This window comes from Methanosarcina spelaei (genome assembly GCF_002287235.1).
GTDB lineage: Archaea > Halobacteriota > Methanosarcinia > Methanosarcinales > Methanosarcinaceae > Methanosarcina > Methanosarcina spelaei.
The window spans coordinates 1-15,656 of sequence record NZ_LMVP01000021.1 but is presented as its reverse complement, the minus strand read 5'-3'; the positions used below and the strand labels follow the sequence as shown (position 1 = coordinate 15,656).

11 protein-coding genes and 1 tRNA gene are annotated in these 15,656 nt (G+C 39.4%); 5 read left to right on the top strand and 7 right to left on the bottom strand.

Annotation, left to right across the window (positions count from 1 at the left end; genetic code table 11):
• Positions 1-400 precede the first annotated feature (400 nt).
• Together ASJ81_RS02020 and ASJ81_RS02015 are read right to left on the bottom strand one after the other, a co-directional pair.
• Positions 401-730, bottom strand: a complete 330-nt coding sequence (locus ASJ81_RS02020; RefSeq protein WP_095643018.1) for a hypothetical protein — start codon at positions 728-730, stop codon at positions 401-403.
• 145 nt (positions 731-875) lie between these two features.
• Positions 876-2,048 (bottom strand): hypothetical protein, encoded by a 1,173-nt coding sequence (locus ASJ81_RS02015; RefSeq protein WP_095643017.1) that lies wholly within the window; start codon positions 2,046-2,048, stop codon positions 876-878.
• A gap of 454 nt (positions 2,049-2,502) precedes the next feature.
• On the opposite strand from ASJ81_RS02015, the gene ASJ81_RS02010 reads away from it, so the two are divergent.
• Positions 2,503-3,495 carry an IS701 family transposase gene (locus ASJ81_RS02010; RefSeq protein ID WP_095643016.1) on the top strand — a complete coding sequence of 331 codons (993 nt, stop codon included), beginning with the start codon at positions 2,503-2,505 and terminating at the stop codon, positions 3,493-3,495.
• Between the two features lie 124 nt (positions 3,496-3,619).
• Positions 3,620-4,189 carry a hypothetical protein gene (locus ASJ81_RS02005; RefSeq protein ID WP_095643015.1) on the top strand — a complete coding sequence of 190 codons (570 nt, stop codon included), beginning with the start codon at positions 3,620-3,622 and terminating at the stop codon, positions 4,187-4,189.
• A 264-nt stretch (positions 4,190-4,453) separates the two neighbouring features.
• Here the strand turns inward: ASJ81_RS02005 and ASJ81_RS02000 are convergent.
• Positions 4,454-4,528: transfer RNA gene (locus tag ASJ81_RS02000), tRNA-Glu, on the bottom strand.
• Between the two features lie 200 nt (positions 4,529-4,728).
• Complete coding sequence (locus tag ASJ81_RS01995; protein ID WP_095643014.1) at positions 4,729-5,970, bottom strand: proteasome-activating nucleotidase; 1,242 nt, start codon at positions 5,968-5,970, stop codon at positions 4,729-4,731.
• A gap of 1,132 nt (positions 5,971-7,102) precedes the next feature.
• On the opposite strand from ASJ81_RS01995, the gene ASJ81_RS24530 reads away from it, so the two are divergent.
• From ASJ81_RS24530 to ASJ81_RS01980, 3 genes are all read left to right on the top strand, one after another.
• On the top strand, positions 7,103-7,348 hold the full coding sequence (locus ASJ81_RS24530) for a TIGR00304 family membrane protein (RefSeq protein ID WP_095643013.1): 246 nt from the start codon (positions 7,103-7,105) through the stop codon (positions 7,346-7,348).
• Entirely contained in the window at positions 7,345-7,710 is a 366-nt protein-coding gene (locus ASJ81_RS01985; RefSeq protein WP_245859701.1) for a TIGR00304 family membrane protein, read from the top strand. The genes ASJ81_RS24530 and ASJ81_RS01985 overlap by 4 nt, the downstream gene beginning before the upstream one ends.
• A 360-nt stretch (positions 7,711-8,070) precedes the next feature.
• The gene (locus ASJ81_RS01980; RefSeq protein ID WP_095643012.1) at positions 8,071-9,345 is read left to right on the top strand and encodes an adenylosuccinate synthase; all 1,275 of its coding nucleotides are present in this window, start codon (positions 8,071-8,073) and stop codon (positions 9,343-9,345) included.
• Between the two features lie 317 nt (positions 9,346-9,662).
• Here the strand turns inward: ASJ81_RS01980 and ASJ81_RS01975 are convergent, their stop codons facing one another.
• The 3 genes from ASJ81_RS01975 to ASJ81_RS01965 form a co-directional block, all read right to left on the bottom strand.
• Positions 9,663-13,226: a PAS domain S-box protein gene (locus ASJ81_RS01975; RefSeq protein WP_212556016.1), complete on the bottom strand. Its 3,564-nt coding sequence runs from the start codon at positions 13,224-13,226 to the stop codon at positions 9,663-9,665.
• A gap of 562 nt (positions 13,227-13,788) precedes the next feature.
• On the bottom strand, positions 13,789-14,862 hold the full coding sequence (locus ASJ81_RS01970) for an MFS transporter (protein ID WP_245859707.1): 1,074 nt from the start codon (positions 14,860-14,862) through the stop codon (positions 13,789-13,791).
• A gap of 362 nt (positions 14,863-15,224) precedes the next feature.
• The gene (locus ASJ81_RS01965; protein ID WP_095643010.1) at positions 15,225-15,512 is read right to left on the bottom strand and encodes a MarR family transcriptional regulator; all 288 of its coding nucleotides are present in this window, start codon (positions 15,510-15,512) and stop codon (positions 15,225-15,227) included.
• Between the last annotated feature and the right edge of the window lie 144 nt (positions 15,513-15,656).

Here is a 15,656-nt window from a genome sequence, read left to right as displayed (position 1 = left end):
TAAGCTATTTTGATAAAAGTTTCACTTTAGAAAGTAGCGGAGCGTATTGATTTTAGATAAAATATTCAAAAAAAATATCTAATGAATAAACAAATTCTTTGGCAAAAATGCCAAAGAATTTGTTTTTCAAGATTATTGCAGCTTTTTGAGGTAGTTAGCAGAGAAAATTGTAGGTTTGAGGAAAGAACAATAAGAGAAATCACTAGATTATGGAATTGTGTCCCTCAAATGCCTTGTTTTTTTATATGTTTTTGCTCTGAAATTGAATTGTCGGACAGCCTCTGAAGGTCAGGGTATTCTGCTCCTCTGTGTTCCCGGTGTAACAATTAGGCAGTGTTGCGAAAGTTTGGAGAAGCACTACATATCAATTGAAACCATTTTCTTCTACGCTAAAGGTTCTTCATGGGCAATTGGCACTAATGTGAAATTGACCTTGAGGGTTCCAATTTCTGGAGGCATCACACATTCTTTGAAACCAGGTGTTACGACGAGTAATTTGTACATTCTCATTTGGGTTAGCAGCTTGAGCTTCATTTGCATGAAGCCAATTACCTTGAAGATTAGGATGGAAATGTATTGCAAAGTCATAATTTATGCCTTGAAATGTAGTATTTACTAAATAATACCACGTCGCATTACCTTGTTCACTAGTTCTCTGTATAACTGGGTTATTACAGCTAAATGGTTGAGCAATCATTTGTCGTATAATCTCGATAGTAGCATTTACCATAGTTAAAAACTCCTTATAGATTGACTATATAACTTATAAATTGCAAACATTATGCTATAAATGTGGTATGGTTTTCAGGAACTCAACGAAAACCATACATAGGTAAAGTTTGTTCACTGAATGGCTAAGAAGTAACAAAAAATCTTTAAATGGGACTGACAAGCACCCCTATGACGTTAGGATTTCCTTCTGGGCATGATGATGTGATTGTTACAGTCCCACTATCGCTGTATTTAACATCGTGCTTCCAGCCACCTTTAACCTCTCCCTCTAAGAAAGGCCAATATCCAGCAGATACCGAATCCTCGAAAGCTTTACGCTTGTCTGTGTCTACCGTAGCTTTCACAGTCATGACTGTATCGATACCATCAACAACGATTAAAGCATCGACAGCTCTAAGAAAGAAACCAGTTTCTCCAAAAGCATCATCCCAAGTTGGAGATTCATGTTTCCACATATTATTGCTTTTATCCGCTTTTGCCGCCTGGATAACAGCTGAGTCCCACCAAGGCATATAGTCATTTAGATCTGGATTAAGATTTGTCTGAAGACAATATGGACCACCTTCAAGAGTAGCAACTTTTTTGAAGGTGACCTGCATATTAACTCCCTTTGTCTTAATAGTTTGGATAAAGTTATCCCATTTTGAGTTAACATCTCCAATAAAGAAACTAACCACTCCAATTAGATTCCCTTTTGCCCAAGATTTGGATGTGTCGGTATTTGTCTGATTAGTATCTAATACAAACGTCTTTTTCTGTCCTTCCTCAATCTTGTCTTTTAGTTGAGTTACCCCAGCAGTGTATGCATAATTTCCTTTCGCTGCTACCCACTTGCCTACAGCTACTGATACGATATCTACCTGATCCATATACGTAAGAGCTGCTTTCCTAGTATCCTCGTCAAGATGTCTTTCAGCCCAATTATTGAATACCTTCTTCAGTGCCCCTACTGGGTCTTTATCAATTTCATCTGCTGTAATATCTTTCCAGGCGTCATCAGTTACCTTGTATTTAAGCCAGTCATTATACTGGTTACCTAGCTTTTTCCTAAAGTCACCAGAGTCTTGAGTTACAAGATTGTTGATTACTGACCCATAGCCAGCTGAAAGGTTATTGTGTTTTGATATCCCCCAAAAGTTACTTGTTGATTCCGGTGGAATGGCATCAAAGAACTCCCAAATTTCTTCGTTGTTATAACCCAGACTAACTGCTCCCTGAGCTAGTTGAAACTGGGCAGGGTCCAAATTCAACCCCATTACAACCGCATTGTACCACTGATTGTTTAGAGTGGCCATAATATCGTCTTCTGTAGTCATAGAACTCACACCCATATTTAAACATATTTCATTTTTTTATTTAGTGTTGAATAATTTTAATGCTACTGTTTTTATTTCTGACGCATAAGCCTATCTCAACTGTAGAACCGATTAATTTTAAGACAGACTCTAAGCATTTACTACTATGAGCACCGTTTTTGCTGTGAACAAAGATAACATAAAATACGCAGGTAAAAATAGGCTGCCCAGATAACGTAAGTATAGCATGCGCATAATTCGTATTATATGCTTATTGAAAAATTAGTGAGTTCGGACTATATGCACTTGTAGAACGAAATCAGATACACTAGACGCTATAGTTAAACGTGTTTGAAATAGTTGACGTTTAGAGCATACTGACTACTTATAGGACTTACGCAGTTTAAATGCCGACAGCTTCATATTATTAAAAATATAATTATGGATTAGTGTTTCTCTAAAAACGTACGGAGTTATGGGCATAAATCCACCTAAGTGTAACGACATTGACTACATCAATTTTCTCATTGCGGCTTCTAACGTTTTTAGCTGTACTGAAGCTGCTAGATGTTATCCATACATACCTAATGCTCCTTCTCACGATGCTTTTACTTGTTGCCTTCAAAGGCAACCTTCAGACACTGAAGCACTATGGGAGGAAGTAAAAAGTTATGTCAAGCTTAAGGACGGATGCCTAATTGTTGATGATTCAACGTTAGATAAACCATATGCAGAAGAAATGGCTTTTGTTCGTCGTATGTGGAGTGGAAAACATCATCGTACTGTAAAGGGAATAGGCCTGGTTACCTTAGTTTGGACTGACGGTACAACCGTCATACCTATCGATTTTAGAATTTATAACATCGATGAAGACGACAAAACAAAGAATGACCATTTCCGTGATATGCTTGACAAAGCCAAAGAACGTGGTTTTAATCCCAAATTCGTTTTATTTGATACATGGTATGCAAGCGTGAAAAACCTTAAAGCCATCAGGAAGAAAGAATGGCATTTCCTTACAAGGTTAAAAAGTAATCGTTTGGTAAATCCCGACAACAAAGGAAATGTGCCACTTGAAACAGTAGATATCCCCCCAAAAGGACGTGTAGTTCACCTCAAAGCATATGGATTTGTAAAGGTGTTTAGGATAGTTTCAAAAGATGGAGACACTCAACACTGGGTTACAGATGTGCAGGAGATGGAACAGACAGAGCGTGAAGACTTGGCAAAAAAGTCATGGAAAATTGAGGAATATCATAGAGGGATAAAGCAATTATGTGGTGTCGAAAAATGTCAGGCAAGAAAGGAAGAGTCACAAAGAGCACATATAATGTTCTCATTAAGAGCTTTTCTTAGACTAGAATTACAAAGAATCAAAAATGGAACATCATGGTTTGAAAGTGCTATGAAAATTAGAAGAGTGGCAGTGACAGCATACTTAAATAATCCACTATACACATTAAATTAATTCAGATATTTGAAAGTTTGGAAAAAAAGATATGCTAGGAGCCAACTGCGTAACTCCTATACTTAGTTTAACTTCGGAAATCTTATAAATTCTAGGAAATGTCTGAAATTTAGGGTGAATTGTTTTGAAAACACACCGAATTTCTACAACGATCTCGCAGAAACATTGGGAATTATTAAAAAAGCACGCGGAAAAATTTGAAACGCAGCAAAAAACCTTAGAACTTGCACTGGAAAATCTGGATAATAGCTCAAGAGAAGCTCCAGAATTAACTCTGGAAGAGAAATATTGGATGCGCCTTAAACAAGCAAGATCATTGATTATCATTGAAAAAACTACCTTTAAAATGATGATAGAGACCGCCGATGTAGAATTGCTAAGTGAATTTTTTATCCGGAATAAAATAATAGAATATACAATAGAACTCTACTTTCAGAAATCTCTTGAGGAATGTAGTCTAAAAGAAATTATAAATGGGCTAGTCGTCAATCTCAGGATAACTAACTGGGTTGATACTATAGATTACAAAGATTGCAACAGCTATTATAAGCTGATAATAACCCATGATTTTGGCTTTACTTTTGCCAAACTACTTTCAATATGGATTGACAATATGTTTAAAAATCATGGAGTCAAGGTAGAGAGCATAGTTTCTGTAAAGACTATTTTCATAAAAATACTAAAAACAAATTAATTGATACCCTTAAACTCTACTATTTTAGGGAAATGAATTCAATGATTTGCTTTGCTTAGAGTTCAACTGCAAAATTTAGATACAACATTGAGCTTATCCCAAAACCAGTTTTACCCTACATCACTAAGAGTTTCAAAAATTATATTTCATTACCTGAAAGTTGATTGATAATTTCAAACTCGATACTTGTAGACGTAACTTAGAATTGCGAGGTGAACTCGTTAAAAAGATGTAAAAAGATGTAGAAAAATTGTAAAAAAAAAGTGCTCCGATGGGGATTTGAACCCCAGTCGCAGGAGTGAGAGTCCTGAATGATTGGCCGAGCTACACTATCGGAGCAGCTTGTTATTCTTACCGTTATGCTTTGCCTCTCTGGCAGCATATCTTCAAGTAATTTATAAAATATAAACCTTTCGTCTCATTTGTGAAAAAGTAAAAATACAAAAGTTGCCGGGAGAACTTTTATTTTTATCCGGCATAACTGAAGGAAAATTTTCCTTCAGCTTAAAGAAGGTATCCGTTTCAGCTTCAGGGCAGGTTTATACGAACATAGCCTGGGGAATTGTGGGCTCCTCAGTGTTTACGACCTTTTCGTGTGCTTTCAGGAAGTCGGTCATTGTAATCTGCTTACCACGCCTGCGCAGTACAAAAATTCCGGCTTCTTTGACAATGACACTGATTTCTGCTCCGCTCATACCTGTCATGACTTTTGCCAGCTTCTCGAAATCCACATCATCTGCAAGATTCATCTTGCGAGTGTGAATTTTAAGAATTTCAGCCCTTCCTTTCTCATCAGGAAGTGGAACTTCGATAGACCTGTCAAACCTGCCAGGCCTGAGGAGAGCAGGATCAAGCAGGTCAATCCTGTTGGTTGCAGCAACGACCTTTACATTGCCTTTAGGATCAAAACCGTCCATCTCCGCAAGGAGCTGAAGCATAGTCCTGTTGACCTCGGCCGAGCCGCTGGTTCCGTCATAGGTCCTCATGCTGCCGACAGCGTCGATCTCGTCTATAAAGAGAATGCTTGGAGACTTATCCCGCGCAAGCTGGAAAATATCTTTAACAAGCCTTGAGCCTTCACCCACGAATTTCTGAACCAGGTCAGATCCTGACATTCGAATGAAGGTTGCTTTTGCATGAGAAGCTATAGCCTTTGCAATAAGGGTCTTGCCCGTGCCTGGAGCTCCGTGGAGCAGGACACCTGATGGGGGTTCGATTCCGATATCTTCGAAAAGTTCGGGCTCGGTAAGTGGCAGTTCAACACTTTCCCGGACTTCCTGAAGCACATCACTCAGCCCACCAATCATGCTGTAGTCCACTCCAGGAGAGTTAATGAGTTCCATTACCTGAGCCCGTACATCGGCTGCTCTGCTGACTACGGAGATAATTGAATATGCCCCGTTTACCGCAACTCTCATGCCGGGTTCAATCTTTCCAATGCACTCTTCAGGTATCTGGGTAAGAACCTCCTGGTTATTCCCATGCTGTCTTATAAGTGCGATTTCTCCGTTTACCTCAAGAATAGTTGCAATAAAGAGAGGAGGCTCGGTAAGCTGTTCCAGATGAGCTTTTAATTTATTAATTTCCTGAAGGTGCCTGCCTGTTGCCACACTCGCTTCAAGGAGCCGAGCCTTCATGTTCTCGTTCTGGACTCTCATGATTTCTATTTCGGTTAAGAGAGATTTCACATCTTCAGTATTGATCTTCCCGCTCTCTAGCTGGAATTCTACCCTTGTTTTGATATCTTCCAGAGAAGATCTTATTGAACTGTCTTCTGACACTTGAAACCACCTTTTTTATCGCGTGAAATTAAGTTTATACAGTCTCTATATGATCTAATGGTTAGTTCACTCAGGAATTGTTGATTTATAATAAATTGATCTGAAGATCAACTGGCCTGCTGGATCCATAGTGCAGGTTCGTGAAAGTTAACTGGTCATGACCAATGACCCAGTCCAGTTACTCGTTTAAGCTTTAAGCGTTATTTTCCGGAGAGACTATTTACCTATATAGTTTATCTCAGGATGATCGTGTTTTGTCCTGGCTTTTACAAGAATTAAAGCAAGAAGCAAAGCCTGGAAAACTGGGAAATCAAGAATTCTCTTCATAAAATCTCCCGTTATACTATGACTCACAATGATCAAAGGGTGAAATAACATTTAAAAGGCACTCTTACTTTTCAAAGTGAATGTTAAAATGTTTGAAATTAAATATATACATAAATATAAAAAGGGCATATATAAGTTCCTGCAAGACCTGTAACCACTTTTATATCCCGACTGCCTGTATAATAACATCCCGATTAAGGATCTATTCAATTCTTTAATTAAATTGCTTTCGGACACTCACTTGAGATTTATCAATATTTGTATTTTATTTAGTCTTCATATTTCTTTTTTCTATATTATACATGCTGTCGCATTTTCCAGATTCCAGTAAACTATTCAGGAAAGTAGTCAGGCAGAAAATTCAGAAAGAACTAAGCTTCTAACTCAACTTTTCAATCAGACTTTTCAACTTAACTCTTTAACTATTATACTTATTTATTTTAGCTCTTTAAGTTAGATCCTTAAGTTAGCTCTTTAAGTTAGATCCTTAAGTTAGATCTTTAAGTTAGATCTTTAAGTTAGATCTTTAAGTTAGACCTTTAAGTTAGATCTTTAAGTTAGACCTTTAAGTTAGATCTTTAAGTTAGATCTTTAAGTTAGATCTTTAAGTTAGATTTTTAAGTTAGATTTTTAACTAGTTCTAGTCCTTACTGAGAAGGAACAGGGATATAACCATTTTCCCAACTTGAGAGAAAAAACTTACAGGAAAATGACATTCCCTTTGTAAACCTTTAAGAAATAACAAACTACGGATGCAAAAGGTTAGAGAGATATATTTAATAATAAAAGCACTATATCATTCCACATGCGTACATCTCAGGATTTTCTAAGAGTAGGCACAACAGTCATATTTATTGGTTTTATTATATTATTACTGGGCACAGTTCTTACTATCATACAGCATCCTGCAAACAGCCAGATTGGCGGACTGATAATGATCGGCCCAATCCCGATAGTTTTTGGCTCATCTCCTGAAATAACAACAAATATGCTGGGACTTGGATTAATAATCTCCATACTCTATTTGTTCCTATGGAAAACAAAACGTTGACTGATGGAAGCATGCTTTTTTCAATTGGAATTCTCACAATACTTATAGGGTTTCTGCTAATTATGATCGGCATAGCCTTAAGCCTGCACCAGGAATCCAGGTCAACGCAGAGCTACTCAAACAGAACATACACATCCGGAAGAGAACCCCATTTTGAGCGCACTTCAAACTCTGAGAGCCCTCTCCATGAAACTCCCTCCGAAAAAAAAGTCGAATCCAAAATCAAAACCGGAGGAGTAATCATGCTCGGCCCCATCCCAATCATATTCGGAAGCGATAAAGAAAGTGCAAAAACAGCTGCGATCCTTGCAATAATACTCATGCTTCTCAGCCTGCTTATCCTCAGATTCTCCTTCTTCTAAATCTTATTGCCTTCTTTCCTGTCAGGTCGCAATCAAACGTTTTTAAAACGGATTGTGTTGAGCTGCCTGATCACGCAGAAAAAGGTCTTTAGTCAAGCTTTCTGTCGAAAAGGAGCTATTAGACATTATTAAAAAGACTTGCGCTACATAACCCAGGACAACTCTGGTGAATCAGCCCTCCTGAGTGCGTAGACAATGTAATATTTCTTACCTATAAGTCAAATTTCATGACTCAGTTTAGTATTTTCATTATAATTCAGCCCTCTTGAGCAAACGAAGTGAGCGAAAAGGGCACCGTCCTCCCGAGACGGAACTCGGGAAACAAAAAGTTATTAATAGTTAAGCTCGAATCAGGGCTTTATGTTTACGATAATCACAGGTGCGCAGTTCGGTGACGAGGGAAAAGGCAAAATTGTTGATCTTCTTGCGAAAGATTACGACATTGTTGCCCGCTTCCAGGGAGGGAACAACGCAGGCCATACAGTCAGAGTAGGAGACGAAGTTTACAAATTACACCTTATCCCTTCAGGTATTTTACTTAATGCCAGAGTTCTGATCGGGCCTGGGGTTGTCCTGAATCCTGAGGTTCTTGCCGAAGAAATCGCGATGTTTGAAAAACATGGTATAAAGGTAGATTCCGAAAAGCTTGGAGTCGATGCGAAGACAAGCATAATCATGCCTTATCATGTAGAAATGGATGGACTAAGGGAAGAATCAAGGGTAGAAAAAATAGGAACTACAAAACGCGGAATAGGCTATGCTTATATTGATAAAGTAGCACGGGACGAATTCCGCATGGCTGAGCTTGTAGACAAGGGACGTTTTCTTGCAAGACTTGAGGAACTTGCCCCTCAGAAGGAAAAAGAAATAGCAGCATTGGGGGGAGATCCAAAAATAGTCAGAGATCCTACACTAGTCGAAAGATACCTTGAACTGGGCAAACAGTTTGCTCCTTATATAACAGACGTCTCCAGAGAAATCAACAAAGCTCTTGATGAAGGAAAACATGTAATGGCTGAAGCTGCCCAGGGCACACATCTTGATGTTATACATGGGACCCAGAAATTCGTAACTTCTTCTTCTACAGTTGCAGGCTCTGCCTGTGCCAACCTTGGAGTTGGGCCTACAAGAGTAAACAACGTAACTGCTATAGTAAAAGCTTATATCACCAGAGTCGGTGAAGGCCCGCTTCCTACAGAACTTACAGGAGAACTAGGGGAAAAACTACAGAAAGCCGGAGGAGAATTTGGAACTGTTACCGGCAGGGGCAGAAGGTGCGGATGGTTCGATCTGCCACTACTGAAAAAAGCCATTGCTCTTAACGGATATACCGAGATTTCTCTGACCAAACTGGACGTACTCTCAGGCCTTAACCCTATCAGGATTTGTACTGGCTACACTTTCAAGGGAGAAAATCTGGATTATCCTCCTGAACTTACAGAAGACCTTGCCGAGTGCATGCCTGTTTACGAAGACCTTCCCGGATGGGAAACTGACCTCACGGAAGTAAAAGCCTTCGAGGAACTTCCGGAAAATGCCAGAAATTATGTCAAAAGACTGGAAGAACTGATGAAAGTACCGGTTAACTATATCTCAGTAGGTCCGGGAAGGGAACAAACCTTTAAAAAAGAGTGATTCTACTAGTAGACTTACAATGATAATTGCCGAAAAAGTGTGTTAATAACGATGTGGATATGTGATTAACGCACATATCCAATTGTATTTACAACCCTATATGTTACCAGATTACAACCCTAACTATTACCAGATGTTTATCCACTTTCCTGCAATTTCATTATAACCCTAATTATTACCAGATATTTTATCCACTTTCCTGCAATTTCATTATAACCCTAATTATTACCAGATGTTTTATCCACTTTCCTGCAATTTCATTATAACCCTAATTATTACCAGATGTTTTTATCCCCTTAAGCCTACTTGAGTCGAGATTATCTTTTATCTGTTACTGTAAATCTCATAGTGAACTCTGTACCATTGTTATTTTTCAATTCAAACTTCCCATCTAACTGATCTGCGAGAGTAGTTATCAGCTGTATACCAAGACTATCAACATCTTTAATGTTAAGATTTTCAGGAATTCCTACACCATTGTCTGAAACAATCAGAATAAAACTGGTAGCCTTATCGTCTTTCTTTTTATGCTTACCGTTTTTCTCTCTATGTAGTTTAATTTGTATTTCTCCTTTGTCTTTGCCGGGAAATGCATGTTTGAGAGAATTGGAAACAAGCTCATTGACAATTATTCCTAAAGGAACACCAGTATCCATATTAAGAAATACATTTTCTTCCAGATCCATTGAGAGGTGGATATTTTTACTTTTAAGGCTGTAAGTCTGAAAAAGATTTTCAGCTAATTCTCTGATATACGTCGAAAAATCTAATGTATCGGTTCCTTCTCCTTTATAAAGTTCCTCGTGGATGAGAGCCATAGATATAACCCGGTTCTGGCTTTCCCTGAAAGCCTCGATAACTCTTGGGTTGTCAAATTTATCAGCCTGAAGGTCAAGAAGGGAAGAGATTACCTGCAAATTATTCTTAATCCGATGGTGAATTTCCTTTTTACGGGTAGTCTCGAGATTTGCTAAGGCTTCTTCTGCCTTTTTCTTCTCGGTAATGTCAAGAACAAAAGCTATGCCTTCATTACGCGCCTGATCGAAGGTAGCTACCCCAACAATTACAGGTACGTGCGAACCGTCTTTGCGGATGTACTCCTTCTCCTGGGGTTCTTTTTCGCCAATAGTATTCAGTTCAGCAAGGGTTCGCTCGTCAAGGTAACGGTACTCCTGCGGGGTCATTTTATTCCAGTTAACTTTTCCAGCCTGCAAGTCCTCTCGAGTGTAACCGATTATCTCAAGTAACTTGTCATTAGCATCGGTGATCGAACCGTCCAGATTAAAATAGTACACGCCGAGCATATCTGACTCGTAAAACTGGCGCAGACGTACTTCACTTTCACGCAGCGCTTCTTCCGCCTTGATACGCTCAGTGACATCTCTTACAATACCTGAGATAGCCACAAGCTTTCCAGTGACATCAAAAATAGGAGAAAGCGTTACTGAAATATTTATTATAGTGCCGTCCTTTTTTAACCTTGTACTTTCGTAGTGCTGGACATTTTTTCCCTGTTTAATTTTTTCGGAAAACTGCTTAATTTCCCCTTTGATATTTTCTGGTTCAAGTATTGATATGTCTTCTCCCAGAATTTCTTCGGCTGAATAACCATAAATCTGCTCCGCTGCCTTATTCCAACTGGTAATAATACCGTAGAGGGACAGGGTTACAATAGCATCATTTGACGATTCCACAGCATTTGCCAGTATCTGAAGTTTCTCTTCTGATCTTTTACGCTCTGTAATATCCTGAACTATCCCTTTCACTAGAAAATGATTGTTTTTCTCATCAAAAATAGCTTCAGATTGCATATAGACAGTACGCTCTTCCTTATTAGCCAGGACAATCCTGTACTCAATACTGTGAGTTTTTTCTCCTAAGGCTGCTTTTTTCTTAAGAGCACTATCTACATAATCTCGGTCATCCATATGTATATAACTCAAAAATTCATCATAAGATGGTGCTAATTCTTGAGGGGCACGTTTGAAAATACGATACATTTCCTCAGACCAGTACACTTTATTAGCCTTAGTATCCCATTCCCAGTTTCCAATATGAGCCATTTTTTGAGCTTCAGCCAGGCCTTTTTCACTTTCTTTCAATGAGATGTAAGCTTTCTCAAGCTCTGCTGTACGCTCTTCAACTATTTTTTCTAAATTTTCATGTGCCTTTTTTAGAGCTTCTTCGGCCAGTTTGCGCTCTGTAATGTCACGTGCAGCAGCAAAGACACCGATAACCTTGCCATTCTCATCTCTATAAACCGAAGCATTGTACAAAACTGGAGTTATATGTCCGTCCTTATGTCGAATCTCTAAAGGATAATCTCTAACTTCACTATCCATGAATACCTGCTGATAGCCTTCACGAGCTTTTTCAGGCTCGGTAAAATAATCTGAAAAATCGGTTCCAATCAAATCATTTCTGAAATATCCGGTAACCTGTTCAGTAGCACCATTTACGTCAGTAATCTTCCCATCACGCCCAATAGTAACTAAAGGGTCCAGACTGGCTTCGATGAGGCTACGATTATAGATATTTGATAATCTGAGAGCTTCTTCTACTTTTTTACGTTCGGTAATGTCTATGAATGCAGAAATGGATCCACGTAGCTTCCCCTGCTCGTCACGCAAAGGTCTTGCATTGCCCAGTACATGTCGTATCCTACCTTCAGCAGATACGATATCCAGCTCGCAGTCGTTTATTTCTATGCCTGTAGCCGACAATTGCGACGGCATATCTTCAGGTTGGAGCTCAACTCCGTCCTTGAGTAATTTAAACGTCTCGGGCTTCTCTCCTTCAGGAGCGGATTTGGAAAAGTTTGTACCTACAGGAGTTCGTAGCCATTCGTAGGAGAGCCAATTACCAGTTATCTGAAACGCCTGAGGATCATGCGCTATATATACGGCAACAGGCACGGCATCCAATAATACTGCCAATTCTTCCGAACGAGCACGTTCACGTTTTTCACTCTCTTGCAGCGCATTTAAAACTGCATCACGTTCGGCAAGTGATTGAGATAGCTTGATATTGCTGTAGCTTAGTTGTGAAATCATATTAGCAAAGGTCATGAAAAAAGTCATACTTGTACTCACAGCTTCCTTGCTAAGCCGAGGAACTTTGTCAAGCGCCTTTAAATATTCTTCCTCATTGAAACCGTATTTTCTAGCTTGAGATCGAAAAAGCTCATAGCTCAGAGGTTCACCTTCAAAAAAGAAGTGCCCTGAGAAGATATTGCCGACGTGCTGCCCTTCTATCATAACCGGAGTAACTACATCCCACATATTGTTCTTACACTTGTAAAGCTTATATCCTCCCGGAGCAACACCCGCAGTTAGATTTATGTCACTTTCTATGCAATGCTTGCAGGCTTCAGGACTAATTCTATGGAACCTTGTGCAGATATCCTGCCATCCAACACTTACCAGAACGTTACCTTTCAAATCAGTTAGGCCCATGGGGATATGAGCAAGCGTATAAAAATCACTCATAAGAGACTGGACCGCTTTAGCATCAATAATCCTGGCAAGCTCCAGATTCGCCTTTTCTTGAGTCTCACTTTCCTGAGGTTTTCCCTCAAGCTTTTTACGACCACTTATGTCAAATCCGTAGACATTTACGCATTCTTGTTCAGGAGAGAGATGAAAAACAATAAAGTATACTTTTTTACCCAGGGTAACCTCTATTTTTTCGATGTTTTTCCGAGAAATTGCTCTTTGAACAAAAATTTCGAGACATGGAGGTACTTTTTCTCCAACTCTCACACCCCAATCGTGCAGTAAAGGCTCCCCCGCCTTATTGGAATAAAGAACAACCCCATCCTTTGCCACACTGAGCACAGGGTTCGAGTTTATTGCTGGGAATTGATCCATTTTAGCTGTCATTATCCCTTTAGTCTCCCTCTCTTAGGCGACAAAACACCTAACATTCAATAATTATTTACAGATTATTTGTAACTATCATACTGTTATTTATTTCTTTTTACATATAATAAAAATCTTAATAATTTGTGAAGTTGTTTTAAACTTTAAAATAACTCAATAGTACCATCTCTTAATCTGCATTATTATTTTAGTCTTCTTCTTTTAGATTGCTTAACAATTTATAACCTATATATAATACTTTTAGACTTATAAAACATATTATTAATAATTTTGTACTTGCTTTTGATTAAAACTATAGAAAATCAGCTGAAACTTTGATACCTCTTAGAATTAAGTTAAAGCTTTCAAATGGTGAAGCTTTTACCAAAATTGGAAAGTTGTCAGTCATGGATTTGGAAATATAATAACTCATTACCGGTCAGTATTTTCCATTTTTCTCTCCGATATGTATTCTAATATTTACTGTTCCTGCTCAGGCAGGAAAATATTTTCCATTAGACATTATTGTTGAACAGCAAACAATTATCAATAACCCATGCAGCTCTAAAATTCTAAGACATTTTTATGAACGGTTATGCTGGAGCAAAAGCGGCACCAGGAAAGCTGTAAGTGCTACAGCAATTGCAGAAATGGCAACCCCCTGCCAATCTGCTACCTTCCAGGCCAGCATTGCACCTCCAGATCCAAGGCTGCCGCCAATAAACATCCCTACCATGAATAAACTATTCACTCGGTTGCGTGCTTGTGGCTTAAGCCCGTAAATTATCTGCTGATTGGCAACCATGGCACTCTGCATCCCGAAATCCAGAAGAATAACCCCGAAAATTAAGCCGATAAGGGAATTCCAGCCTGCAAGAACGAGCCAGGCCAGCAGAGCGGCAAACGCACCTGTAGAGACAACCCGGCCTGGTCCCCGTCGGTCAGCTAGACGTCCGGCTATGGGAGCTGCAAGTACTCCAACTACTCCAATAATGCCAAAAAGTCCTGCGATATCAGCGCCAAGATGGAAAGGAGGCTGTTCAAGATGTAGCGCAAGGATCGTCCAGAAAGCACTGAATACGGCAAAGAGTAAACCCTGTGTCAAGGTAGCTCGACGTAACCTGGATTCCTCGCTCCAGAGTCGTAGAAGTGAACGAAGCAGAAGACCATATTTCATCGAAGTTGCGGGGCGGCTGAGCGGCAATAACAGCGCCATTGATGCCGCTCCGGCCAGGACAAGGGGGATACCAAACCAGAACATGGTTCTCCAGCCGTAGTGAGTAGCAATAAAACCGGCTAGAATCCGGCTCAAAAGCATGCCGCTCAGCAATCCACTCATAACGCTGCCGATGACTGCGCCTCGGCGGTTATCAGAAACTAGCGATGCGGCAGCCGGTATTATTTGCTGCGTGACAGAAGCTGTGAAGCCAATGCAAAGTGAGGCACCTAACAGAGCCCAACCAGTAGATGCAACGGCAGCAAAAAGCAGTGATAAGGCCAAAACAAAGAATTGTGAGACAATTAAACGGCGACGTTCTATCAGATCTCCCAGGGGTACAAGAAGCAACAGCCCAAATGCATAACCAAGTTGGGTAGCAGTCGGAATAAGGCTGGGAGCCAATTCGCCTGGGAAGGAGCGAGTAATAACCCCAATCATTGGCTGGTTATAATAGATGTTCGCTACTGCAATTCCACATGCACAGGCCATCGCAAAGATAAGCCCTTTACCTGGCTCAGAGATATTTCCAGTCTGGAATGAACTCTTTTTCAAATAATAGTTTCTTTCTTCCGACATTAGTGCAATTTACATCAATCAAGTACCTTATTTATTTTCCTCAGGTACAGGTTGCATCATATAACCCGTGATAAAAACCACATCTTTGTCATTTCTTACTTAATCCCATGAAGCTAAGAAAAGGTTAGGTATCGAGGACTAACGTATTCTGAACATAACCGATAGTAACCTGATAAGCAAAAGCTTAAAGGAATAAATGGAAGCTGAAGCATCCTGATTATTCTTCAGGCTTCAACTTCCAGCTGGTTTAGTTTATTGTAAAAATCAACTATCAACTTTGCAGCTTCACTTTCCATGTTCAACTGGAAAATTCGAGTTTGCTTTCCTAAGGGTTTTTCTATAACAACCCCCGATCCAACCAAAGGTGTGATAACCCTTGATACGCTTGCGTGTGACAATCCGGTTTCCTCGGCTATTCCTGAAAGATAAGTTGGTTCATTTTGCCGTTCAATAAGGTTCTTAAGGACTGTCATCTGTGCAGTTTTTCCAAATATTTGTTCTAATTTATCCATGTTTTTCATCTCAGAAGTGGCTTTTCTCTATTATTAGTCTCAGCTTCTAATACTACTGACATTCCGCAGATGTCTGACAAATTTACCTATTTTTTATTAATATATAAATATCACAAATGTCCTATCTTTCTTCGGCTTTCATTA